Source organism: Mucilaginibacter rubeus (genome assembly GCF_014643835.1).
GTDB classification, from domain to species: Bacteria; Bacteroidota; Bacteroidia; order Sphingobacteriales; family Sphingobacteriaceae; genus Mucilaginibacter; species Mucilaginibacter rubeus.
This window is the reverse complement of the sequence record NZ_BMKD01000001.1, coordinates 1,470,407-1,496,359: the sequence shown is the minus strand read 5'-3', so window position 1 is coordinate 1,496,359 and position 25,953 is coordinate 1,470,407. Positions and strand designations below refer to the sequence as shown.

14 protein-coding genes are annotated in these 25,953 nt (G+C 43.2%); 12 read left to right on the top strand and 2 right to left on the bottom strand.

Annotated elements, in window-relative coordinates; translation table 11 throughout:
• Positions 1 to 285: 285 nt before the first annotated feature.
• Positions 286 to 894 carry an RNA polymerase sigma factor gene (locus tag IEX80_RS06055; RefSeq protein WP_188832321.1) on the bottom strand — a complete coding sequence of 203 codons (609 nt, stop codon included), beginning with the start codon at positions 892 to 894 and terminating at the stop codon, positions 286 to 288.
• 167 nt (positions 895 to 1,061) lie between these two features.
• Between IEX80_RS06055 and IEX80_RS06050 the strand changes: the two genes are divergently transcribed.
• The 6 genes from IEX80_RS06050 (at position 1,062) to IEX80_RS06025 (ending at position 13,135) form a co-directional block, all read left to right on the top strand.
• Positions 1,062 to 2,210, top strand: a complete 1,149-nt coding sequence (locus IEX80_RS06050; protein ID WP_176626993.1) for a FecR family protein — start codon at positions 1,062 to 1,064, stop codon at positions 2,208 to 2,210.
• 230 nt (positions 2,211 to 2,440) lie between these two features.
• Positions 2,441 to 5,878 carry a TonB-dependent receptor gene (locus tag IEX80_RS06045; RefSeq protein WP_188832320.1) on the top strand — a complete coding sequence of 1,146 codons (3,438 nt, stop codon included), beginning with the start codon at positions 2,441 to 2,443 and terminating at the stop codon, positions 5,876 to 5,878.
• Positions 5,879 to 5,888: 10 nt separating this feature from the next.
• Positions 5,889 to 7,757: a RagB/SusD family nutrient uptake outer membrane protein gene (locus IEX80_RS06040; RefSeq protein ID WP_188832319.1), complete on the top strand. Its 1,869-nt coding sequence runs from the start codon at positions 5,889 to 5,891 to the stop codon at positions 7,755 to 7,757.
• 344 nt (positions 7,758 to 8,101) lie between these two features.
• Positions 8,102 to 10,678: a glycoside hydrolase family 31 protein gene (locus IEX80_RS06035; protein WP_188832318.1), complete on the top strand. Its 2,577-nt coding sequence runs from the start codon at positions 8,102 to 8,104 to the stop codon at positions 10,676 to 10,678.
• A 699-nt stretch (positions 10,679 to 11,377) separates the two neighbouring features.
• Complete coding sequence (locus IEX80_RS06030; RefSeq protein WP_188832317.1) at positions 11,378 to 12,139, top strand: SDR family NAD(P)-dependent oxidoreductase; 762 nt, start codon at positions 11,378 to 11,380, stop codon at positions 12,137 to 12,139.
• 78 nt (positions 12,140 to 12,217) lie between these two features.
• Positions 12,218 to 13,135 carry a helix-turn-helix domain-containing protein gene (locus IEX80_RS06025; protein ID WP_188832316.1) on the top strand — a complete coding sequence of 306 codons (918 nt, stop codon included), beginning with the start codon at positions 12,218 to 12,220 and terminating at the stop codon, positions 13,133 to 13,135.
• Positions 13,136 to 13,359: 224 nt separating this feature from the next.
• Here IEX80_RS06025 and IEX80_RS06020 read toward each other — a convergent pair whose 3' ends face one another.
• Positions 13,360 to 14,154, bottom strand: coding sequence for an AraC family transcriptional regulator (locus tag IEX80_RS06020; protein ID WP_217633115.1), 795 nt, complete (start codon positions 14,152 to 14,154; stop codon positions 13,360 to 13,362).
• A gap of 108 nt (positions 14,155 to 14,262) precedes the next feature.
• Between IEX80_RS06020 and IEX80_RS06015 the strand changes: the two genes are divergently transcribed.
• From IEX80_RS06015 to IEX80_RS05990, 6 genes are all read left to right on the top strand, one after another.
• Positions 14,263 to 15,582, top strand: coding sequence for a TolC family protein (locus IEX80_RS06015; RefSeq protein ID WP_188832315.1), 1,320 nt, complete (start codon positions 14,263 to 14,265; stop codon positions 15,580 to 15,582).
• A gap of 1 nt (position 15,583) precedes the next feature.
• Positions 15,584 to 16,651 (top strand): HlyD family secretion protein, encoded by a 1,068-nt coding sequence (locus IEX80_RS06010; protein WP_090525957.1) that lies wholly within the window; start codon positions 15,584 to 15,586, stop codon positions 16,649 to 16,651.
• On the top strand, positions 16,614 to 18,233 hold the full coding sequence (locus IEX80_RS06005; protein ID WP_229701532.1) for an MFS transporter: 1,620 nt from the start codon (positions 16,614 to 16,616) through the stop codon (positions 18,231 to 18,233). Before IEX80_RS06010 ends, IEX80_RS06005 begins: the two co-directional genes overlap by 38 nt.
• 26 nt (positions 18,234 to 18,259) lie before the next feature.
• On the top strand, positions 18,260 to 18,667 hold the full coding sequence (locus tag IEX80_RS06000; RefSeq protein ID WP_176626980.1) for a hypothetical protein: 408 nt from the start codon (positions 18,260 to 18,262) through the stop codon (positions 18,665 to 18,667).
• 831 nt (positions 18,668 to 19,498) lie between these two features.
• Entirely contained in the window at positions 19,499 to 25,219 is a 5,721-nt protein-coding gene (locus tag IEX80_RS05995) for an IPT/TIG domain-containing protein (RefSeq protein WP_188832313.1), read from the top strand.
• The gene (locus IEX80_RS05990) at positions 25,216 to 25,914 is read left to right on the top strand and encodes a fibronectin type III domain-containing protein (RefSeq protein ID WP_188832312.1); all 699 of its coding nucleotides are present in this window, start codon (positions 25,216 to 25,218) and stop codon (positions 25,912 to 25,914) included. The genes IEX80_RS05995 and IEX80_RS05990 overlap by 4 nt, the downstream gene beginning before the upstream one ends.
• The last annotated feature ends 39 nt before the right edge of the window (positions 25,915 to 25,953 follow it).

Below are 25,953 nucleotides of genomic sequence, written 5' to 3'. Positions count from 1 at the left end.
GGTCACGGATATTCGTTTTTACTTGTTTTTTTTCTAACGTGCTGTTAATCTCCTTGTAGATGGTTTACAATTTGATTGCTCTATTGGGGAGCATATCGTAAGATTTGACCACAATATCACATACATGCCAGTTTGAAATCCAAAGACCGGCAAATCAAGCGGAACTCGAACTTGCAGATGAGTCATATGAAATAATTTCAGTAGAGTAAAAAGACGGAAATACTCTGGAGTTTTCCGGATTACTTTTTTTCGGTTCAATTGTAAACGGGAGGCTGCCATTTTTACCTATAACCCAAGTTGGTTATGTAAAAGAATCAATTTTGCAACAAGTATAACCGTTGGATAGTGTTTAAAATGAGGTTTAAGGTGTTTAACAGCCAGCGAGATCTGATTTTCAACCGCTCTTTTTGAAATAGATAGTCGTTCGGCAATCTCGGTGTTACTTAATTGATTTACCCTGCTTAAAAGGAATATTTCTTTACATCGCGGAGGTAGTTTATCGAGCAATTTATCCAGGTCGGTGCTTAGTTCGTTAACTTCAAAACTGGTTTCGGCGCGATTGTACACAACACTTAAGTCATCGAGCTTTTCGTAATCTGCGACATATTTTACCGGCGAGGTATTGCTTGCTTTTATAGCGTTATATACACGGTATCGTGCGGATGAGGTCAGGTAGTTTTTAAACGTAATGATTTTGAGCGCATCCCGCTTTTCCCAAATATTAACAAATATGTCGTTTACAATGCCCATACAGGTGTCGGTATCATGCAAATAAGAAAAAGCTTTTTTATAAACCAACTCCCAGTAACGATCATAAAGCAGGGTAAACGCCTTTTTATCATTACGTTTCACCGCGGCAAATAAATCTTCATCTGATTGTTGAGTGTAGTTCATTTAAAAGAATCCGGGCTAAGCTTGAACTATGCAAGGTAATAACAAAGTTTTATTGTTGAGGGATAGCTGGGTGTCATTTTGGATGGTTTGCAAAAAATCTAAAAAAAATAAAAAAGGTGTGTGAGTTATTGCCGCGGAAGTTGTCTTTACTAATAACCGTTATAGCCATGTTGTACCAGGAATTTAAAGAATTATATGAGCGTTGCACGTCAGGTAACTGTACGCCCGAAGAGCAAAAATTATTTGAAGAATATCGCGATAGCTTCGATTTATCGGATATGCCCTGGATCCCGGATTTTGGTGACAGAGCTGAAATTGAGAAACGCCTGAAAACAGATCTCCATAACAGGCTATCTAAAAACCAGATAAAACCTCTTATCAGGATCCGATGGTGGGCGGCAGCGGCTGTTATTTTTGCTCTTGGTGGATTATTTGTTGTCAATAAGCATTTCGACAGAACTACTAAACCTCACGAAATTGCATCCGATGGAAATATTGTTAAACCGGGCAGTAATAAGGCCATATTAACGCTTGCGGACGGAAAGCAAATTATCCTTGATGGTTTGCGCAAAGGATACTTGTTTACGCTTAATGATGTTGCCGTTAATAACGATATCGATAGCAGCCTGACCTATCAGAAAACCACTGCCGGAATCTCCCGTTCGTCACAGTCGTACAATATATTATCAACGCCCTTAGGTGGAAAATACCAGCTTACACTGGCCGATGGTACGAAGGTCTGGCTAAATGCCGGTAGTACCATTAAGTTTCCGATAAATTTCACGAGTAGGGAAAGAGTGGTTGAGTTATCTGGCGAAGCGTATTTTGAGGTGGCCCATGATAGAAACAGGCCATTTAAGGTGTCGGGTGCCGGCCAGGTGGTGCAGGTGTTGGGTACTCATTTTAATATCAACGCTTACCAGGACGAAAACGCAGTTAAAACCACCCTGCTGCAGGGGAGCGTTAAAGTTTATGGAAAAAATCAAACTCCGGGGGTTCTTCCTGAAATCATTATAAAACCCAATGAACAAGCTGTTTTCAAAAACGACCGGTTATCAAAAATAACTGTTGATGCAGAAGAGTTTGTGGCCTGGAAAAAGGGCGTGATCTTATTTAAAAATGCAGACATTCATGATGTAATGCGCAAAATTTCCAGGTGGTATAATGTTGAGGTGGAATATCAGGGCCAGTTGGGTAATGATACCTACAACGGTGAGATCCCCCGGAACGCGGCTTTTTCTGAGGTGCTGAAAATCCTGAAACTTGATGATATTAATGTAAAACAAAACGGGCGAAAGCTTATCGTTTCTCAATAGCCCCTGCATCATCCTATAAAAACCAATACCAATTATTAACCTCAAAACCCAATTTAAGATGAAGAAAACAGATACTTAAAAGCTCCCTTTAAAAATTCTCATCCATAAAAAATGCCGGAAGTGCTTCCAACACTGCCGGCAGGTTCCGCTTGCGCGGTAGTTTCTGGATCAGAGATTAATAGAAAACCAGCACAGTTCAATTTTAATCAAACCAAAAACCTAACGAAACTATGAAAATTAATCTACGTAGTTTGAAAAACTGCGAATTTCTGTTTTTAAGTCGAAGAACATTTTTAGTGATGAAGCTAATTATTTTGTTAACCATCGCTTTTGCTTTACAGGTTAAAGCGGATGTGTTCGCCCAAAAAATCACCCTGTCCGAAAACGGGGTATCGCTCGAAAAAGTATTAAAAGATATCAATAAGCAAAGCGGCTATACTTTCTTTTATAAAAATAAGTTGCTGCAAAATTCTCCATCAGTATCTATCAATGTTAAAGATGCCGATATTAAAGAGGTACTTGATATTTTATTAAAAGGTCAGGCGCTTTCATACAGTTTTGCCGAAAAAACCATTGTCATTAAGGGCAATGGTGAAACCATTGAACCGGATCTCAATGAAAATAAAGCGGTCATAGCTAATATTGAGGTTAAAGGAACCGTGGTAGATGAGGCCGGCAGACCTTTACCTGGTGCTTCGGTAAAAATTAAGGGCACAGGGCAGGGGATGACCACCAATGAGAAAGGCGAATTTGCCTTTAAAAACATTCCTGACAACAGTACGCTGGTCATCTCTTTCATCGGTTACACCACAAAAGAAGTTAAAGCAGCGAAAGACCTGGGGATTATTGCGCTTGTTCCTGGTACAGGCTTGCAGGAAATTGTTGTGGTAGGTTACGGAACTCAGCGCAAAGAACGCGTAACGGGTTCAATAGTATCTGTAGGTACAAAAGAACTGCAGCAAAGCCCTGTTGCTAATTTAAGTAATGCGTTGGCCGGCCGCTTGCCAGGCTTGCTAACCATCCAAAACAGCGGTGAGCCGGGTGCCGATGGTTCGTCTCTGAACATCAGGGGCTTCGGTACGACTAACAATTCGGCTCCCCTGGTGTTGGTTGATGGTATCCAAAGGGACTTTAGTGGTATAGACGCCAATGAGGTAGAAAATGTAAGCATCCTTAAAGATGCGGCTTCAACCGCTATATATGGCATACAAGGCGCTAACGGCGTTGTACTGGTTACTACCAAACGCGGAAAGATCGGCACATCGCGTATCTCGGCGACCGCTCAAAATGGCTGGCAGTCACCAACTTCCCTGCCTCAGTATGTTGATTCATACACTGGTCGCAAGCTTTATAAAGAAGGCCTGATAAACGATGGCCTGTTTGCCGATACCAACGCTTACACCGATGTTTTATTGAATAAATACCGCGATCGTACCTATCCGGCCTACCAATATCTGTACCCTAATGTTAACTGGACAAAAACAATGCTAAAGCCGTTTTCATACCTCTCGCAAGGCAATTTGAACGTTACGGGTGGTACCGAAAAAACAAGATATTTTATCTCGTTATCGTATTTGCAGCAAAACGGTTTGTATAACTACGAAGACGCGGTAAGCCAGTACGATATCCAGGCCATAACCCATAAATACAACTTCCGGTCGAATATTGACCTGAACCTTACCAAAAACCTGTCGATGGAACTGAATCTTGGTGCTATTGTTTATGATAGAAATTATCCCGGGGCAAATGCCTCACAAATATTTAATGATATCAAACAAACACCCGCATGGTATTATCCAATAACCAATCCGGATGGTTCGCCGGGTGCCGCGCCCAATACTAATCAATCACCGTATGTTGATCTGACACAGTCAGGTTATCAACGAAACTTTGAAACCGCCCTGCAATCTACCGCTGGTTTTAAATGGGATTTAGGCTGGCTGACAAAAGGTTTGAGTACACGTGTTCGGTTATCATTTGATAATGATAACTTCCGAAATGTAAACAGACCGTTATCCAATATCACTTACCAATATTTATTGAACCAGGGAGTTGCCGATACTGAGACCGACCTGGCAGCTAATGGCCATTATGTGATTGTAAATAATGGTACCGGTACCCTTGATTACCAGGTGAACGCCAACGGATCACGACGCACTGTATTGGAAGCTTATATGAACTACGACCGCGACTTTGGCAAGCATTCGGTAAAAGCGATGGCTATTTACAACCAGTCGAGCTTTTTTGATGCTGTGGGTGGTGGTGTAGGAAACGCGAGAGCAGGGTTACCCTACAAATACCAGGGTGTTTTAGGCCGCGCTGCCTACGCTTATGATGACCGTTACCTGGTTGAATTTAATTTTGGCTATAACGGATCCGAAAACTTTGCCGAAGGGCACAGGTTTGGTTTTTTCCCTGCTGTTTCTGCAGGTTGGATAGCATCAAACGAGCACTTTATTAAAGATAACCCCTCGCTTAGCTTTATCGATCAAATTAAATTGCGCGGATCATACGGTATTGTAGGTAATGATAAGATAGGGTCAAGCCGGTTCCTCTACTTAAGTTCATGGGTAACCGGTGACTCATATAGATTTGGGTTTAACAGCAATGGAAATAGCTACACCGGTTACCTGGAAGGTCAGGCCGGCAATACCTTATTAACCTGGGAACGCTCAAAGAAAATAAACCTGGGCCTTGACCTGAGTTTATGGAAAGGGATGTTCTCACTTTCGGCAGATGTTTTTAAAGAACGCCGCAATAATATCCTGGCTACCTCGCAGTTGATCCCCTCTTTTATAGGCTTGCCGCAAATACCGGCGGTTAATGCGGGCATAACAGATAACCGGGGGTACGAGATTTCGCTAAGCCACAGGCACGAGTTTGGCAAAAAACAGGGATATAGTATTACAGTTAATTATGCCTATGCCACCAACAAGATCCTTTTTTATGCCCAACCCGATTATCCCGGTCGCGAATGGCAGGCTTTAAAAGGTACGAGTATCAACCAAATTTACGGTTACACCGCCCTCGGATTGTTTAAGAGCCAGCAGGATATTGATAACAGCCCTTCGCAAGCCAGCCTTGGTGTTACCAAACCGGGTGATATTAAGTATAAAGACCTAAATGGCGACAATGTGATCAACAGTTTAGATGCCGGTTTTCTTCCCGGAAAGGTAGCCAATCCCAAATCGCAGTTTGGTGTCGCGCTGGGCTATCATTATGCCAATTTTGATATAAGTGTCCTGTTTCAAGGTGGTTTAGGCGGCTCTACTTTACTGTCGGGATCAGGGGTTTATGCCTTTTCGCGCTTTGCCAGTTCGCTGGTACAGGTGGTTGATAACCACTGGGTAGCCTCAAATCCCGATGCCAATTATATGTTCCCGCGTATTTCATCGGCCGATAACGTGAACAATCAGCAAGCCTCCACCTTTTGGATCTATTCATCAAATTACCTGCGCTTAAAAACCGTTGAACTGGGCTATACCTTACCCACAACATGGATGAAAAGGATAGGAATAGAGAACGCCCGCGTTTTTGTTAATGGCATTAACCTGTTAACATGGAGCAAGCTAAAAGATTTCAATTTCGATCCGGAAATTGGTAACAATGGTACTGGAACTTATCCGCAGCAAAAAGTGATCAACGCGGGTTTAAGATTTACATTTTAAAATATTAAACATGAAAAGCAACAAACTCATATACCTGTTTTTAATTGCCTGCATTTCTGTGGTTTCCTGCAAAAAATATCTTAACGTGGTACCAACAGAGCTGGTTACGCAGGATGCTGTTTTTAATAATATCCAAAATGCCGAAGGTGCCTGGAACCATTTATACGCATCGCTAAACAATAATGATATACAGTTCATTTACGGAGGGGGAACAGTTTTAGGGGCCTGTACTGATGAATGTAAAAATCATTGGGAAAATGTGCCCGAATTGCCGTTTAATTCAGGTGCCTGGAACGCTACCAATAACTCACTCGATATCTGGGGCAGGGCTTACCAATATATCCGTTCTGCAAATATTTTCCTGGCAAGTATTGATAAAACCCCCGTCCCGGCTTCGAGGAGTGATTACTACACCCCGCGAATTCCGCTTTACAAGGCGGAAGCGAGGTTTCTGCGCGCTAATCAATATTTTGAATTATTCAGAAGGTACGGTGCCGTCCCTTTAATCAATACAGTTTTAGCCACAACAGATCCGGCTGCCACCACCACAACAAGAAACACCGTTGAGGATGTGGTTAAATTTATCACCTCAGAATGTGACGCCATTGCGGAAATTTTACCGGTAAATTATGCCAGTGGCTCAGCAGATTATGGGCGGATAACCAAGGGCGCCGCGTTAGCATTAAAGGCCCGTACTCTACTGTATGCAGCCAGCCCGTTATATAACGGAAACACGATGTATGCCGGTATTAAAAATGCCGATGGAACGCAGTTATTTCCTCAGGCCTATGACAACAATAAATGGCTACTGGCTGCCAACGCAGCCAAAGCCGTGCTAAACCTGAATACTTATTCACTATCCAATCCCAACCCAACAAACCCTGTTGATAACTATGCGCAGTTGTTTTTTACCAGAAATTATGATGAGATCATATTGCCATATATTATGGGGAACAACAGAAATTTCGAAGGTAATTATTTACCTAACGGCCGCGATGCCAATGCCGTTAACGGAAACGGAAAAATGAGTGTATTCCAGGAATTAGTTGATTCGTACGAAATGAATAATGGCAGGCCAATAACAGACCCTCAATCGGGTTATCAAGCTACGGGCTTTTGGAATGGCCAGTTATGGGACGGTGTAAGGAATACGCCTGTATCCAATATATCAAATATGTATAAAAACAGGGATCCCCGTTTTTACGCTACTATATTTTTTCAGTACGACGTTTGGAATTACACCAACAATGCGAGGCCTTTAAAATTTGCCTGGTTTGGCAATAACGGCGGTGGTTGCGACGGCTGGCCTAAACCTGGTACCAACTGCGAAACAGGTTACAACTGGCGTAAATGGGCCGATCCTAATGTTAATTTAAAAGGCGGCGGCGATGCAAACCGTAACTTTCCGATTATCCGTTTGGCCGAGATATATTTGATTTATGCTGAGGCTATGAATGAATATTTAGGTGCGCCAAATAGCGATGTATATAACGCTGTAAACGCCGTACGCAGCCGGGTATCTATGCCGGGCTTACCCATCATCGCTTCTGATAATACAAAAGAAGGTATGCGGAAAAGGATCCAAAATGAAAGACGTGTGGAGTTTGCCTTTGAAAATCAGCGTTTTTGGGATGTTCGCCGTTGGTTGATAGCTAAAACTGTAGACAACGGCAATATGCACGGCATGAACGCGAGACCTACACCTGGCGAGCTGAACTCTACCGGCTTAGATCCTAATAGTGAAGCTGCAGGTGTTGCGGTGTTTTATAAAACGGTGGTAGATCAAACCCGTGTTTTTGCCGACAGGCATTACCTGATGCCAATACCTCAGACCGAGATTAATATCGACCCGGCACTGGTACAAAATTATGGATGGTAACCTAAACCCTTATATCGGCTGACTTGCTCTTACCTTCGGTTTTCAAATAACGCTGTGTAAAGATAAAGCCAGGACGGCTAACTAAAGCGGTTGTTTTGAATAAGACAATCGCTTTAGCCTGGCCGTTGATAAGCGAAAAGTAAACGGCAGGATACCTGTTATCAATTTTAAGTCACCCTTGTTTTTTAATATCAAACAAAACCGGATTCTTTAAACCGGAAAGCTATTGTATGCCCGTTCACAACTGCTCGTCAGCTAAATAAATACATTATCTGGTCGGATACGCCCCCGTTCAGCTCTTATGATTATTCCTGATCACAGTTTTAAAGTTCACTTATATGCTAATGTCCTACAAACATAAAACAATAACATTTTTTAAACTATTAGCCTGCTTCCTAATCTTTTTTGCAAGTAACTCATATGGTCAAAATGATAATCAATTAACGCCCGACCCAAAAGCTGTTGTGCAATCCGGGAACGTGCGGTTTACCGTTCTTACAGATCAACTAATAAGATTACAATGGGGGCAGCCCGCAAGTTATGATAACAGGGCCTCGCTGGTTGTGGTTAACCGAAAACTGCCTGTTCCTGAATTCAGCACGCGGACGGAAAACGAATGGTTTTACCTAAAAACCAAGAAGATTGAGCTTGCTTACAAAATTAATTCAGGAGTATTTGATAGCACCAACCTAAAGATCCGTTTTTTGAATGCTGATACGGTATCGTGGAAGCCGGGGCAAAAACAAAAATTCAATTTAAAAGGAACTTCCCGCACCTTAGATGGGCAAGACGGTGAAATGAACCTGTACAGTAATCAAAAACTCCAATTGGAAGATGGTATCCTTTCGCGGGATGGCTGGTTTTTTCTTGACGATTCTCAATCCTTAAGATTAGATGACTCTGACTGGCCCTGGATAACCACTCCTGGTGCCCCAAAATTGGATTGGTACTTTCTGGGCTATGGTGATGACTATAAATCCGCGTTGTTGGATTTTAGCAAAATTGCAGGTCACGTGCCTATGTTACCACGCTATGTATTTGGTTACTGGTGGTCGAGGTATTGGAGTTACTCGGATAACGAGCTTCGGGAACTGGTGCAAAACCTGAAACGATTTGATGTACCTACTGATGTTTTGGTGATAGATATGGATTGGCATACCAGGGGCTGGACAGGTTACACCTGGAACAAAAACCTTTTCCCCGATCCAGGCAACTTTTTGAAATGGGCAAAGGACAACCATTTAAAAACCACATTGAATCTCCATCCGGCAGATGGTATCCAACCAACAGAACAACGTTATAATGATTTTGCTGCCTATATAAAGACCGATTCCTCCCAAAGGAAAGCTATCCCGTTTGAAGTATCAAACAAAGTGTTTATGCGTGGCTTATTTGATATCGTATTAAGACCAATAGAAAAAGCCGGCGTTAATTTTTGGTGGCTGGACTGGCAACAATGGCCAAACGATAATAAGATCCCCCAACTAAGTAATACATGGTGGCTTAATTATACATTCTTTACCGATAAGGCAATGCATAGCCAAAACAGGCCGCTGTTGTACCATCGATGGGGAGGATTGGGCAACCACCGTTACCAGATTGGATTTTCGGGAGATACTTTCATGTCGTGGGAATCACTGGCTTATGAACCCTATTTTACAAGCACTGCATCGAACGTTTTATATTGTTATTGGAGCCATGATATTGGCGGGCACATCCTCAAGGGAAACGAAAAAGGGGTAGAGCCTGAACTTTATACACGTTGGTTGCAATATGGTTGCTTTAGCCCCATTATGCGAACACATTCTACTAAAAACGCAGCTATCAAAAAAGAGATATGGAATTTTGCTCCGGAGTATGCTACAGCACAACATGATGCCATCAGGCTGCGTTACGCGCTCGTGCCCTACATTTATACAATGTCAAGGAAAACGTTTGAAACCGGCATCGGGCTTTGCCGGCCAATGTATTATGATTATGCGAAACAGCCGGAAGCTTACAGCTATAAAGAAGAGTACATGTTTGGCGATAATATGCTTATCAGGCCAATTACAACACCATCTAAGGATGGCTTCGCCACAGTTAAAGTTTGGTTGCCGAAAGGAAATGATTGGTATGAGTGGTCTACAGGAACTTTGCTAAAGGGAGGGCAAATACTTGAACGTTCATTTTCGATTAACGAATACCCGGTATATGTAAAAGCCGGCTCGGTAATACCCATGTACAATAATCAAATTCAAAATCTGGACAAAAATCCGAATAACCTAACGCTGGGAATATTTCCGGGAGGTAGCGGTAATTTCCAGGTTTACGAGGATAACGGAAACAATAAAAATTATAAAAACCAATTTGCCAAAACTAACATAGCATCACAGCTCGACGACAAAGAGCTGATTGTGAATATAGCGCCTACTGTGGGCAATTATCAAGACATGGCCGAACGGAAAAAAATTAAAATAAAGGTATTTGGTACCCAGCCGCCGTTAAAGGTATCGGTGAACGGCAAACCTCTGCAATTTAATCCTGATAGCCGGGATGGCTGCTGGAATTATGATGGCGACAATCTATGTTTAAATATATTGCTTCCTGATCAAAGCTGCAAGGTTGCAAGGCAATTACGCATAACCTATAACGAGGCACCAGGAACCTTGATAACTGCAGGGCTTGTAGAGAAGTTCAAACGCTTGTCGATGATAACATCTGTATTAAAAAATGGCGACAATGGTAATGATGGTATTTATATTCCGAAAAATCTTGGTTTTGCGGAGGAAACTAATCGCTTACTGAGTTATCATCCAATGAATTTCGCAAACTATTTAGAGAATTTTGAGCGCTATTATAAACTTATCCCAGAAGAAATTAGGTTGCTTAAGCAGGTTGGTGAGCAGGAGAGGAAGGATCTCATAAAATTACTCCCGTAGGTTCAATAGTTAACGAATATTGACATATAGCTGCGGTTCGATTAATGACGGTTTAGATATTTCAAATTTATCTTATTTATTAAAATAAAGCGGCAAACCGTGTTAGGTCATCTGAAAAAAACGTTTGTATAGCAGACGGGTTTGAGTACTACTTTAGGCAAGTTGTCAATTCATTGACAACTTTTTTTATGCTTTTATTAATTGCGGATAGCCCACCCTGCCTCGTGGGATAATCACTTAATCTGTTTGTTTTCAACCGGGGCTCTGTTTAGTTCGCAATGATTGATCCACATGGGATGGACAGTATTAACGTTAATTCTGAATGTTAATGACAACAGGCCTACCGTGGAGCAAACATGGCTTTATAGATCAGCTCTAAAAATTTCTAATAATATTTAGAGCCTCACAAACGTCTAACTATAATAGGCCATGAAAAAAATCACGACCTTGTTTTGTTTACCGCTTCTCAAACAAATCACCGTCGCCCAAAGCTGGCAGGACATCGTCCTGCCGAATCGACCAAATATTTGAATGCTACTGTACTCACGAGCCCGGCTGCCAACTAATGGCGTCCAGGCAATATCGTAGGCTGGGTAGCCCTTTTAAATAATAGAATAATTTGGTTAGGAATATCCTTGATTTGGTTAAAACGGTACAACTTGTGATACAGACCTTTGTGCTACTAAAAAAATTAAGCAAATGGAAAGTCAAGATCATAATCAACTGATCGCGCTGGTAACCGGTGCTAATCAGGGTGTAGGGAATGAAATTGCTAAAGCACTAGCCGCTAACGGCTATATTGTTTATTTGGGTTCCCGTAACCTGGAGAACGGCAAAAAGGCAGCTGCCGAGATTGGCGATAATGCAAAAGCAGTACAGCTGGATGTCACACAGCAGGAAAGTATCAATGCGGCGGTAGCTAAAATAACCGGTGAATATGGACGCCTGGACCTACTGGTGAATAACGCGGGTGTCTCTCACGCAGGAACGGCTCCCAAAACCCCGGAGGAGTTAATGGCCACCGGTCGCGCCGTTAACGTATCGCTGGATGAAGTACGCACCGTTTGGGAAACCAACGTTTTCGGTGTGATCGCTGTAACCCAGAAGGCGTTGCCCTTACTGCGAAAATCGGCAGCAGCGCGCATCGTTAACGTATCCAGCAGCCTTGGCTCCCTTACATGGATTTCCGATCCGGAATGCTGGGCACGTGAGCATTTCGGCATCGTCTATGCTGCATCTAAAACTGCTTTAAATGCGGTAACCCTGGCTTTTGCCTTAGAGCTGGAGAAAGAAGGGATCAAGGTAAACGCGACCAGCCCGGGTTATACAGCTACTGCGCTCAATAATTTCCAGGGAACAGATAGCCTGGAAATGGGTTCGCGTGAGCCAGTACGCGTCGCACTCGAAACAGATGGCCCGACAGGTGGATTTACCGGCCCGGAAGGAAAACTGCCCTGGTAATTCGATTAATCGCAATTACCTGGCACTTAAATGACCGGCGGCTGAGGCAGTTGCCGGTCATATTAAGTAATTTTAGCTATGAAAACAGAAAAGCCTAAAATCGCTAAGGTAGAATCGATTAAAGAGGTTCACCGTATGCTGGATCTCCCAGGGCCTAAGCATCCGTTGATCACCTTGTTTGATACACGCGACGAACGGATCAATTTAAGCTGCTTACCGGTCAGTTACGTGACCTCGTTGTACAAGATATCCTTTATTGAAAAGCTGGGCGGCAAGTTTAGATACGGGCAGGGTTATTATGATTTTGACGAAGGCAGTATGGTATTCACCGCACCTAACCAGGTGGTTGGCAGCACATCCGTATATAAAGGAAATGAAGGTTATTCGTTGATCTTTCATCAGGATTTTTTGCAAGGTTTTCCCTTAGCTGCCAAGATCAGGCAGTATGGTTTTTTTTCATATTCATCAAACGAAGCGCTTCACCTTTCTGAACAGGAAAGAAAGACCATTTCATCCATTTTTAAGATCATTGAGGAAGAGTTGAACAGCCGCATCGACGATTTCAGCCAAGAGGTGGTCATTGCGCAGATAGAATTGCTTTTGACGTACGCCAAACGCTTTTACAAACGTCAGTTCCTTACGAGACAGGCCGCCACCAGCGACCTGCTTCAGCAGTTCGAAGCGGCATTAAACAATTATTTCCAAAAAGAAATGCCAACAAAAAAAGGGCTGCCCACCGTTCAGCACCTGGCGGATCGATTAAACTACACACCAAATTACCTGAGTGATATGTTGCGCTCGCTCACCGGGCTTAGCGCACAACAGCACATCCAGGAGCAACTGATCGAGAGATCTAAAGAATTACTTGCCACATCCACATTGAGCATTAGCCAAGTCGCTTATCGATTGGGATTCGGGCATCCGCAATCGTTTAGCCGCCTTTTTAAGATCAAAACGCAGCTATCGCCTGCTCAATTCAAATCTTCATTGAATTGATTAAACTTACTTTCTGTTAGCGGATGGGGTCAGCGCCCAAGACCTTTGTATGGGAATAAATGAAGACAAGGGTTTAATGACATCTATTTTTTCACAGGCGGACTTAAAAGCTGGCAAGAGCCACAGCCAGGGCAGAGATTGGATATTCTACTATAGATGTGCAAAGCGTACGTGTGTGGGTAAGCGGTACTGGGAAAGCTTGACCGTTCGGCTGACTTTTCAGATCAACGCCTCCGCAAGTCAGACGGACGTGATGAGGTGAAAGCATAAAATGTATCACTAAATGACGCAACACTGGCATACCCCACCTCAAAAGCAATATCAGCAATAGGTTTTTGTGTTTTAACAATCATCTCTATCGCCGTTATCATACGCAGGCTCTTAATATATTGTAAAAAAGAAATACGTAATTGCGACTGAAACAGGCGCGATAACGACCGCTCGCTCATGGCAAAATGTTCGCTTACATCAGCTATAACTAATTTTTCGCTTATATGGCTTTCTAAATAATTCATGATCTTTTGCATTAGCTCATGTTCAGTTTTGGGCAACATAATAGGCAACGACCTTTTGTTTAAGTCGGGCAGCATATTCTTCAGCGCTACCAGGAAATCGAAATTACGATCGCCAATGCCTATATGGAGTTCGTCCCAACGCTCGGTATAATTGATCATTTGGATCAGCAACTCGCTAGCCGGATAAATACCCAGTTTGCCATAAAATTCATTCGCGTCGTCGTTGGTGGAATAAAAATAAAGTGATCGTAAAGCTGTTGCGAAAACACCCACCCGAAGTTCATGTATCAGGCCCTGCGGAATCCAGAAATAATGCCTTGCAGGCACTACATAGGTTTTGTTTTGTGTAGTGATGTAAGCCAAGCCGCCCTCAACGTAGCTTAACTGGCCCTTGGTATGGGTATGAAAAGGGATTAATTTCTCTGATCTTTCATGCATCACAAAAACCGAATCCGGCTTATTATCAATTTCGGGGAGGGAAGCTATTAATCCAATCTTCGTCATTAGAATATCATCGCAATTCAAAGTTAATAAAAATTGGCCGGAATGATGAAAATATTGGCAACTTAGGCGAAAGCGAACAGTTGTGAGAGGCATATTTTTGCCACAAATATGTACTACAGTAAAATATTGATCGCATTTGCTGGTTTGTTAACCGCCAATAGCGCATATAGCCAGTCTAAAAACACTGCCTTCCTTACATTGCCGGACGCCTGGCGCAAAGCCGAACAAAACAGCAGGCAGGTTGAGATTACCAGAAAAGCCAATTTGATTGCCGACGAGGAGATTAAGGACGCAATAATGGAACGGTTGCCCGAAGTAAGTTTGCTTGGCAGCATTGAAAAGGCAACCAATATGCCCATTTATGAAAATGGCCTTTTTTCTTCGCACACGCAGGAACACGAAATTATACACACTTTATACAAAGCAGGGGCCGATTTTTATCTGAACCTTTATAATGGCAATAAGCTTAACCTTAAAATTGAGGAGAATAAGCTATTGTACCAGATTGCGGTTATCCATAATAACGAAGCGATCTCTGTCATCAGGTATAAAACGGCTGCGCTGTATCTTGATCTTCAAAAGGCCCTGGTCTTCAGGAAACTGATCATTAAGGATATTGCCGATCAGGAAAAACAATTGTTGGAGATAAAAGCCCTTCAAAAAAATGGGGTGGTCTTAAAAAGCGATGTGCTGCGTGTTGAACTGGATCTTTCCAGGCGTAAGATGGCTTTGGTAACAATTGAGAATGATATTCTTATCGCTACGCAGAAACTAAACATCATTATGGGCGAACCGGATGAAAGTGTGATCATACCCACAGAGTTCGATTCAGTTGACGTGCCAGAATTGCCTTATGAAAAATACCTCGCCGACGCAATGGAACATTCCTTTGCGTACCATATTTCTGAAAAGCAAACGCAGGTTAGTAAACTGCATCTTAGCCAGGTAAAAGCCAACTATCAACCAAAGGTTGGGCTTTACAGCGATTTTTCATATGCTAACCCGCAAATATTCCTATTTCCCTACAATCCTGCCTGGTACTCGCTTGGTGTTGCCGGTATCAGGGTTACTATGCCGCTATCGCAACTTTATCAAAGCAGGCATAAAGTGAACTCGGCTAAACTGGAGCTTGATAAAGAAGAAACCACTCATAAAGACATTGAGGACAAAGTACGGCAACAGGTTAAAGAGGCTTACTTACGATATAAGGAATCGCTGGTGCAAATTGGTGTGGCCGAGGTTGATGTGGCCCATGCACAGGAAAACGCCCGCATTATTAAAAATACCTATTTCAATCAAACTTCATTAATTACCGACTTGCTTGATGCCGATGTGCAGGTGCTGCAAACACGCTTTGAGCTGGCAACCGCACGTATTGTGGCTCAAAACAAATATTATCTACTTCAAAACATCACCGGCGTACTTTAACATGAAAAAAAAGCATATAGTAACAGATCGAATTATTACCAAGATAACCGGTTGGATAGCCGGCCTTACCATTATAGCCCTGGCTATTTGGGCCGTATTTACACTTTGGGAGTATCATGAGTATGAGCAAACTAATGACGCACAGGTACAGGAGTACGTAAACCCTGTTATATCGCGTGCGGGAGGTTTTATAGTGGCTGTAAAGTTTGAAGAGAACCAGCCGGTAAAAAAGGGAGATACCTTATTAATCATAGACAACCGGGAATACACTTTACAAGTTGCGCAGACCCGGGCAGCTATACAAAAAGCCGAGGCACAGTTAGAGGTATTAAAAAGTAACATACACACCACGCAAAAAACTGCCGGTTCTGCTAAAGCTCAAATTAAAGCAAGCGCTGCAAAAGTTTGGAAACAGCGGCTTGACTTTGAACGTTATTTGCGCCTTTATAAAGAGGAGTCAGCTACTAAACAACAGCTTGAAAATGTTCAGGCTACCCTGGATGTAAACAATAGCGATTTCCAGTCGGCAGAGGAAAACTACGGAGCCGCAGAATCAAAAATAGAAGATATTATAGCAGAAAAGACGGTATTAAGGGCAGAAATTGCACGTTTAAAAGCTTTGCTTGACCGCAACATGCTTGACGTTGAATATACCGTTATCAGGGCTTCATATGATGGAAGAATGGGCCGTCGTACGGTAGAGGTCGGTCAAATGATTAATGCTGGCGAAGTGTTGGCCTATATTGTTGATAACGAAACTGACAAATGGGTGATAGCCAATTATAAAGAAACCCAAATTGCCGGCATGCATATAGGTGATACCGTAAAATTTGTTGCCGACGCATTTCCGGACCAGGAGTTTAAGGGCACTATCATTTCCTTGTCGCCCGCGACCGGTTCCAGCTTCTCGTTGCTGCCTCCGGATAACTCTACCGGTAACTATGTGAAAATTGTTCAGCGTGTGCCGGTACGTATCAGGGTCGATGCTGAAAAAAAGCAGCTGGCCATGCTTAGAGTGGGGATGAATGTTAATGTTTACGTTCCAAAAAAACAGCAGCGCCATGGATAGGGGGATTCCAATTTTTAGAAGCTGGGTTCCGGGCTGGGCTATTAAGATCATCCTGTTTTCACTTATCCTGCCCACGCTGGTGCTTTTTTTTCTGCCATTTGCAAACATCAATGCGGCAGCAGGCTATTATGGCAGCGAACCGGCAGATATACAATTTGCAGTAGCTTTGTTTTATGCCGGGTATATAGCCTTTTACAGCCTTGAACGGCGATTCTTTAACTTCTTGGCAGCAAAAGAATATTTTATCATTTTTACCATGTTGGAGTTGCTGACAACACTGGTATGTTATTTAACCAATGATCTTTATATATTATTCCCGATCCGTTTTTTCCAGGGGATGTTGTTCTCCAGTACAGTAAACCTGTCTTTATCCCTCATGTTTACCCGCCTGCACAGCGAAAGGGCCCGCGAAATAAGCTTCTCGGTTTTTTTCGGAATGCTGATATGTATTCTGCCCTTTACCAATTTGGTTACCGCCGATTTGATAGACTCTTATAATTTTAACCTGGTTTACAAGGGCGCATTGTTCTCTTACCTGCCATGCTTGTGCCTTATCATGCTGTGTATGAATAACGTAAGGTTGAACGCCCGCTTTCACTTATACAAACTCGACTGGCAGAGTTTTGTGTTTTGGAGCATCATGCTCACTTTGCTGGGGTATATTAGTATTTATGGGCAGGAATATTATTGGTTGGATGATGCCCGCATTTACTATAGCGTTGCCGCTATGATAGTTAGCACGCTGATTTACATTGTACGCCAAAGAGGTTTAAAAAGACCATATCTGCATCTGGGTATATTTCGCTTTCGCAATTTTAAGTTCGCGGCCTTTCTAATCTTCATACTTTATATATGTCGGTTTGCGGTTAATATCACCAATTCATTTTTTACAGGTGTACTTAAGCTTGATCCTATTCACGTAAGTTATATAAACAGTTGCAACCTGGGCGGCCTCATAATTGGTATTATAATTTCCGGTGCTATGATCCTGCAGAAAAAAAATATCAGGTTTATCTGGTTTCCGGGCTTTATATTATTGCTGGCTTTTCATGTCATTATGTTCTTTTTGTTTGCTACAGAGGCAAATGAAAACAACTTTTACGCTCCGCTTTTTATGCAGGGGATAGGCGTGGGGATGATCATGGTGCCCACCATTGTGTATGCCATCTCTGCAGTGCCTGTTACAATTGGCCCGTCAGCAACTTCGATATGTTCAACTATGGGGTATGTTGGCTTCTGTGTTAGTGCTACAATCATCAATTTTTGCGAGCTCTACGAAAAAAGCCGGCATTACAATGCATTTCAGGACCATCTAACAAAAGTTGACCGGTTTGCATTGCATGCGCTGGCCACGCGTGGGACCGAACTGTTGTCAAAGGGGCTCTCGTTAAAGCAAGCCAGTAAAGGCGCAAACAAGCAGCTGGTTGGCGCCATTAATCAGCAAATCCAAATCAGGTTCGCTATGGATTATTACGAAATGATGTCAATGATGCTGGTCGCAACCTTACTGCTTATTGCTTTATTCCCTTATCTAAATCGTACAGCGGTTTACCTGCGTTCGCGCCGGCTTGTACCTGCATAATCTAATTACTTAATATTAAACAACAAATGAAATATATAACCCTGTTGGCTATTATCATCGTCAGTATAACTGCATGCCAAAAAGATAACCAAAACTTTAAATTAAAAACGGTTACCATAAATGCCTACACAAACAAAAACTCCGAATTACAGCATATTTACGTCAAGGTAGTTGACGCCGCAGATAATCAGCGAGTTATCGGTAAATCTGCTTCGTATCCGTCAAGCCTGCCATTGCCAGTTACGCTGGGTATAACTTCGAGCCTCAAACAAGCGCTATATAAACAAACATGTATAGTGCAGTTGTGGGCCGACTCTACAGGTTTGATTAGTTCGCAAAAAATGAATATGGATAGTTATAAAATCATCTTTCCGTTAGAGATGGATGTCAAAAATAAAGACATGGATGTTACGCTGTCAGGTAACTGGGACTAAGCATTAACTATACCGAGATTTATAAAAAAAAACAACAATATCATGGCCACGGCTTTTGAAGTCATCCAAAAACTTCAGTCGGAAGGTTATACCATAGATTTAATCTAATAGCAAACTGTCTTGAATGTCATCAGAATGCATTGAAGGTGCATCCGGACGAGTTTATAGTGGACAAAGATTACCGGCTTGAAGTGATGTCTGCCGAAATCAGCTATTCCTGCCATCAGCAAATTCCAGTATTCAGCAGTTGATGGCAGTTTGCAATAACATCCAAACCGGAACTTATTTCTGGTCGAACGGTTACGCGGTCGGGTAGTGCAACGATGGCGCAAATAGCAAAGTAAGATCATTAACCATTAAAGTTCATCACGGGACTATTAAATTAAACACGGTAGCGGATAGTAAAAAGCGATCAGTTAACGCTAAAGAAATCAAAGAAGGCCAGGAACAAAAGTTTAATTTTAATAGATTGAAGATATAAGATCCTGGTTGAATTTTAGAAATAGTGTACCGGATCGTTTTGTAAGAACGAATCAACTAACACTTGTGTCAAAGTGTTTTATGAAAAATGTCGCCAAAAACCCGGCACTCAATTTCCCATTAAAAAATATTATATTTACTGCTACTAATCTTATCGCTGTAATGTATGAATAAATATATACCCCCCTTTACTCCCAGTAACTCATTATCCGCTAAAGTTTTTTAAAGCCAGTAACTGATTTAATGAAGTCGAAATTTTTACTGGCAATTTTATGCTTGTTGTGCATAATAACTGCGGTTAAGGCCCAGGCCCCTAAAATCACTTACACCGCCGGAGCTAAAATATTTACTTTGGGAGTTCCAATCCAAACGTTAGTGCCTGTAAACACCGGAGGCGCAATACCTCAGGGATATTATGGACAGGTTACCACTCTTTGTGGCAGTGGCCGGCCGGGCTACCAGGATGGTAGTGCTGCAACCGCAAGCTTCGGTGCTGTACGTTCACAATGCGTAGATGCAAAAGGTAATATATTTATGGCCGATGAAGTCAATCATGTTATTCGCAAAATAACGCCGGCCGGTGTTATGACTACGTTTGCTGGAGGTAATGATATTTACAAAGATGGCGTTGGCCGGTCTGCGGGCTTCGTTGATCCCCGCGCAATTACAGTTGATGCTGCCGGTAACCTGTATGTTATGTCAGATAGGAGTGTGCGTAAAATAACCCCCGACACTGTAGTGACAACAATAGCGGGTGGTGGCCCTTATGGCCCGGTTAATGGTATTGGTGCCGATGCATCTTTTGGTTATCCTCTTTCAATCGCTGTGGATAGCAAGGGTAATTTATATGTTGCAGACTATGATATCAAGGCCATCCGTAAAGTAACACCACAAGGTGTTGTTACAACATTTGCAGGTAGCTTTGGCGATGCCGGATCAAATGATGGAAATGCAATAACGGCCAGGTTTAACAGTATCAATTGCTTAGCTGTTGATAAACAAGATAATATCATCGCGGGTGATTATGACAGGATAAGGAAAATAACTCCGCAGGGCGTTGTGACAACTGTTGCCACCGCCGAAATGTTGGGTATTCCCTCAAATAATTATGTAACCAGTGTAGCGGCCGATGCTACAGGCAATATTTATTATACAGCCAATCAAATCATAAACGTTATTTCTCCTGCCGGTATAATAAACCGGGTAGCCGGTACTCCCGCCGATGGTTATACGGCAGGCGGCAACACAGATGGAATAGGCACCATAGCCCAGTTCAGAAGTCCTAATGCGCTCACTTATGACACGAAAGGGAATATTTACCTGGTAGAATATCAGAACTACCTGGTTCGGAAAATACGAGTTACTGGTTACATTATTAATAAACAGCTGCCTGCGGGCCTTAAATTTGATCAGCTTACAGGTAATATCACCGGCTTTGCTACAGAAATAACTCCAGCTTCAGATTATGTTGTAACTGCTTTTAATGCGGCCGGCAGCAGTTCTTATACTCTAAATATAGCAACTGTCGCCAATGTTGGTAAGCCGGCCATTTCATCGTTTAACCCACTAAGTGGCCCGGCGGGTACTTTGGTTGCTATACATGGTAATAACCTGGTTAATACGCAGGGCGTGGTAATAGGAGGAATAAATACTGTAGTGTTGTCAAACACTAATACCGAAATTGTAGCAATGGTTATGCCCGGGGCGTCAACCGGCGCAATAGCGCTTAACACCGCTAATGGTTATGCCACAGCGTCCAGCAATTTTGAGCTGGCACCAGCGTATGGTTCATTTACTCCGCAAACAAGGATAACACAGGCAGACGTGAAAGGGCTTGCACAATTTGGATGGGCAACCGCCTTGAGTGCCGACGGTAATACCTTAATAGTGGGAGCCCATAGTGATAATAACAATACTGGCGCGGCTTATATTTATACTCGAAATGGAGATAGCTGGAATATGGAAGCCCGGCTGTCTGGTCTTGATGTAATAGGAGCGGCCAAGCAAGGAGCATCGGTTGCTATAACGGCCGATGGTAATATGGTAGTAGTAGGTGGCGAAGGCGATAATAATGCGACAGGCGCAGCCTGGATATACACCCGAAGCAGCAAAATATGGACACAGCAAGGACAAAAAATTGTTACTGCAGCATTACCCCGGCAACAGGCGCAGGGCAGCCTCGTAGCAGTAAGCGCCGATGGATCGACCGTTGTAGTAAGCGGATCTTCGCAGAATAATTATTATGCTATGATAACGGTGTATAACCGTGCAAACAATGTTTGGTCAGGTACAAATTTACAGCTGCCGTTCGGCTTTCAGCCGGGTAATACTTTGGCTATTAGTGCTGAGGGGAAGGTAATTGCTGTTGGACAGCCAACTTATGGCAGCAGCAGAGGCACGGTGCGCGTTTATACTAAATTAGGCGATAGCGGATGGTTATCCCCGCCCTTTGAACTTGTGCCAGACGGCGTTGCTGATGGTTCGCAGTTCGGCAGTTCGATATCGGTAAGTGCTGATGGAAAATATGTGATAGTAGGCGCGCCAAATTTTAACAGCGGACAAGGTGCTGTATGGGCTTTTAAACGTGAGTTCCCATCAACTATTAACTGGACGCAAAACACCAGAATAGCGTTGCCTGCAGCTGCTAATAACGTGCGTATGTTTGGCCGCCTGGTAGGTGCCAGCGCCGATGCTTCAACAATTGTTGCGGCTGATGCAGGAAATACAGGCAAGGATGAGCTTAGATTTTTTAAGCGTACCGACGATAAATATATCCAACAGGGAAACCCTGTATCACAAGCTGCAAGTAATGCAACTTATTATGGTGATGCCTTATCAATTAGCGCTGATGGCAGCATTGCGACGGCGGGCAACCATTTCGATAATGGGGGAGTTGGTTCGGTGGCTGTTTACAAGGCAATTTTATTGCCCGAAGCCAATACTTTAAGCGCATCAAATATTGTTCTTAATGGCGCCTCATTGAATGGTACCGTGAATGGTAAAGGTATTGCAGCTGCCGTTAATTTTGAATACAGCACATCTTCCGATATGAGCGGGGCTAAAATTATACCGGCTGATGGCAAAAGCAGCGTAGCTGCAGATCAGGGAGCGGTGACTTTCAGCGTTGCACTGTCTGGCCTTGCACCCGGCGTAACTTATTACTACCGTATAAATGCATCAAGTACTCAAGGTACGGTAAATGGCATAACAAAAAAATTCACAACTATACCGGGATTGCCTGTTGTTACGTCTTTTACTCCTGCGAAAGGGGCGATTGGTACACTGATTACAATAAGCGGCGATAACCTTATAAGCCCCCAAAGTGTTATTGTAGGCGGTGTGCCTGCCCTGGTAATATCTGCAACCGGCAAACAAATGATTGCTATGGTTATGCCCGGTACAACTAAAGGAGGGCTTACTATCAACACACCCGCGGGGAGCGTGAATGCAAGTGGTAGCTTTAAAGTTATCAATACCTCGCAGCCAAATTTCCTGCAACAGCAAAGGTTGTATCTTGATGAGCCAGACAGCTACGGACGCTCTAATACTAAAGTAAATATCAGCGCCGACGGTAAAACCGCCCTTTTTGCTGCATATGTTGACCACGGGCAAAGTGGTGTTTGGATATACAAACGCAATGGAGATGCATGGGAAAAGCAAACCGATAATTTATTAACAGGAAGTCTTTTATTTTTTACCGCACTAAGTGCAGATGGCAACACCGCTGTTTTTACACACGACGGCGTTGCAACTGTGTATGTACGTGATGGTGAAATATGGTCAAAACAAGCCGACTTTAAGGCAATTGATCCTTTAAACGACGCCTATCCGTACAATATAGCACTGAGTGCCGATGGCAACACCCTTGTGTTAGGATCTACCAGCCACATGAATAACGGAGCGGCATGGGTTTATACACGTGATCGCGGTGTATGGACCCCACAGGGTGCCAAACTTGTTTGCCAGGGTGCCGTAGGCGGTATTGATCAAAGTGTTATAGTAGCTATAAGTGCCGATGGCAATACCATAGCATTGGGCGGTTACAATGATGACAACTATACCGGTGCTACCTGGGTATTCACAAGGAATGCCAACGGCGTATGGAGTCAGCAGGGTGCCAAACTAATTGGCACCGGTGCCAAACATTTGCAGTCGCAAGGGGTTGCGCTTTCCCTAAACGCAGACGGTAACGTGCTGGCAATAGGTAGCGTATCGTGGTATGATGGTTCACAAAACAGCGGAGTGTGGGTATTTACACGCAGCAATAATACCTGGAAACAGCAGGGTAATATGATAATACCCAAAGACGGCGCTAATAATTCTGCATTCGGAGAGGCGTTGATGCTGTCTGCAGACGGTGCAACAATGATGGTGGGTGGCTATTTAACAGATTATTACGAGGGAGCGATGTGGTGCTACAAACGTACCGGCGATACCTGGAATGTGGTTAATAAACTTTATTTAAGAGAAGTTAACCCTACGAGCCTTGGTGCCTCAGTAAGCATGACCCCTAACGGCGCCATGATGCTTGCGGGGAGCGATAATACCGCAAGTACGCAAAGTTTTGTAAGAACGTACACTGCAACACCTATACTATCAACTAAGGATGCGGCTGACGTCAGTACTACTGGGGCTACAATTGCAGGTTCGGCTGATGATAATGGCAATGATGCCACGATACTGTTCAGGTATTGGGAGGCACCGAAAGTTGGCGATGGTAAAACTGTTAATGTGAGTACGGTAAGCGGTGGTTCGGGTATGGCAACCTACAATGCGGTACTGAAAAATCTTAAACCCAACACCACTTATATTTATGCCATAAGTGCGGTTACATCATCGGGCACTTATACGGCCGAATCAAACACTTTTGTTACCTCAACTGCGCCGGTTATTTACTCATTCACACCGCCGCGGGCGCAGGTAGGTACAACAGTAGCCATTACCGGTATAAATTTTAAGAATGTTACGGATGTTTCGTTCGGAACCACGGCCGCAGCTAAATTTAAAGTAGTATCGCCAACGTTAATCAACGCAATTATTGCCCCAGGCACAACCGGGGGGCAAATTATTGTTAAAAATAAAGACGGTTCCGGTATCGCAGATGGCTTGCAATTATTTATTGTTCCGCAAGTGGATGCTGATGCTACCGTAATCCAACAGCATGGCAGCACTTATTTACGCACTGCGGCGACAGATGGATATCAATATCAATGGATGAAAAATGGGCAGGCTATTGCCGGTGCTACAGATGCCAGTTATGAAGTTAAAGAGCCAGCATCATACACTGTACGAGTAAGTGTCGACTCGCTTAGCCAAGTGTCATTGCCTGTAGTTATCGTATCTAAATTTATACTGCCGCAAAATGCTTTCCTGCTAACGTCGCAAAGTTTAACCTGCAGAGGCAGTGGCAACGGAAAGATTACAGTCGATGCAACTTATGACAGCTACAAATATACCGCCCGCATAACCGGTAATGGTTTGGATAAATCTGCTCCGTTCACTAAAACCATCAACTTTGGCGGGCTTTTAGCCGGGACTTATAATGTGTGCATAACAGTAGAAGAAGATAAAAATTATCAACAATGTTATGCGGCAGTAGTATCGCAACCGGCAGACCTTGCCCTGTTATCTACCGTAAACGAGGCAAGCAAGACCATCAGTCTGTCGTTAAATGGGGGGGAAGTGTATCACGTAATGTTGAACGGGGTTTTACATAGCACCAGGGATAGCAGTATTGTATTACCATTAGCGGCGGGCAAAAATAAATTAAGCGTAACAACGGATAAGTTGTGCCAGGGCGTGGTGGAGAAGATCATTGATATTACTGCCCAACCGGCACCATACCCAAACCCTTTCAACGGATCTATCAATGTGTTTATTGGTGATAAACAGGTTAAAAAGGCAATTATTGATATTTATTCAGTTAGTGGCTTGTTGGTGCTTAGTAAGCAGATAAGTAACCCTGCAAGCACAGTAACATTACAAACGGGCGGAATTGAGCTTCCTGGTAACTATACTTTAATGCTGGATACGGATGGTACAAAACAGGTATTTAAGATAATTAAAAAATGAAGAGATTAGTATTGTTGACGATATGTGCCGGTTTTATTTTTTGTAGCTGCGGAAAAAAAGGCGATGCCGGTTCAGATACAAAGTCACCATCGAAACCCGTTTTGATATTGCCCGCCCAAAACTCGGTGTGTGTGAGCGGTAATGGGCAATCAGGATCACAAAGCAGCATATTTTTTAGCTGGAATGCGGCCACCAATACCGACGAATACGAGATAACTATAAAAAACCTCCAAACGGGTACCGCACTTAGTCAAACTGTAGCTGTAAACCAGGTTTCGGTAGAGTTGCCGGTAAATACACCCTACTCGTGGCAGGTTATATCGAAACTAAAAAATACATCCGGTACGGCGCAAAGCGATACCTGGAAATTTTATAGCTCAGGGCCAGGCGTAGTAAGTTACGCGCCATTCCCGGCAACTGCTTACCAACCAGTTGATGGTGGGCAACTACAGGCTGTGAATAGCCTCATTAGCCTATCATGGACAGGTTCAGATGCTGATAACGATATCATGGACTACGATATATACTTTGGTACCAATGCTGCTTCCCCATCGTTGTTGCAATCTCATATTTCGAGTACTTCATTAAGCAATATACAAGTTAAACCTGCCGGCATATATTACTGGAAGATTGTAACCCGCGATAAGCAAAATAATTTAAGTACTTCGGATATTTTCCAGTTTAGGGTTAAGTAGGATAACGCTTGTTTTGCCCGATAGGCTTTAATGGAGCAA

Coding starts and splice junctions, on each gene's coding strand:
- IEX80_RS06055 (WP_188832321.1), bottom strand. CDS start 894: ATGAACTACACTCAACAATCAGATGAAGATTTATTTGCCGCGGTGAAA.
- IEX80_RS06050 (WP_176626993.1), top strand. CDS start 1,062: ATGTTGTACCAGGAATTTAAAGAATTATATGAGCGTTGCACGTCAGGT.
- IEX80_RS06045 (WP_188832320.1), top strand. CDS start 2,441: ATGAAAATTAATCTACGTAGTTTGAAAAACTGCGAATTTCTGTTTTTA.
- IEX80_RS06040 (WP_188832319.1), top strand. CDS start 5,889: ATGAAAAGCAACAAACTCATATACCTGTTTTTAATTGCCTGCATTTCT.
- IEX80_RS06035 (WP_188832318.1), top strand. CDS start 8,102: ATGTCCTACAAACATAAAACAATAACATTTTTTAAACTATTAGCCTGC.
- IEX80_RS06030 (WP_188832317.1), top strand. CDS start 11,378: ATGGAAAGTCAAGATCATAATCAACTGATCGCGCTGGTAACCGGTGCT.
- IEX80_RS06025 (WP_188832316.1), top strand. CDS start 12,218: ATGAAAACAGAAAAGCCTAAAATCGCTAAGGTAGAATCGATTAAAGAG.
- IEX80_RS06020 (WP_217633115.1), bottom strand. CDS start 14,154: ATGACGAAGATTGGATTAATAGCTTCCCTCCCCGAAATTGATAATAAG.
- IEX80_RS06015 (WP_188832315.1), top strand. CDS start 14,263: ATGTACTACAGTAAAATATTGATCGCATTTGCTGGTTTGTTAACCGCC.
- IEX80_RS06010 (WP_090525957.1), top strand. CDS start 15,584: ATGAAAAAAAAGCATATAGTAACAGATCGAATTATTACCAAGATAACC.
- IEX80_RS06005 (WP_229701532.1), top strand. CDS start 16,614: ATGTTTACGTTCCAAAAAAACAGCAGCGCCATGGATAGGGGGATTCCA.
- IEX80_RS06000 (WP_176626980.1), top strand. CDS start 18,260: ATGAAATATATAACCCTGTTGGCTATTATCATCGTCAGTATAACTGCA.
- IEX80_RS05990 (WP_188832312.1), top strand. CDS start 25,216: ATGAAGAGATTAGTATTGTTGACGATATGTGCCGGTTTTATTTTTTGT.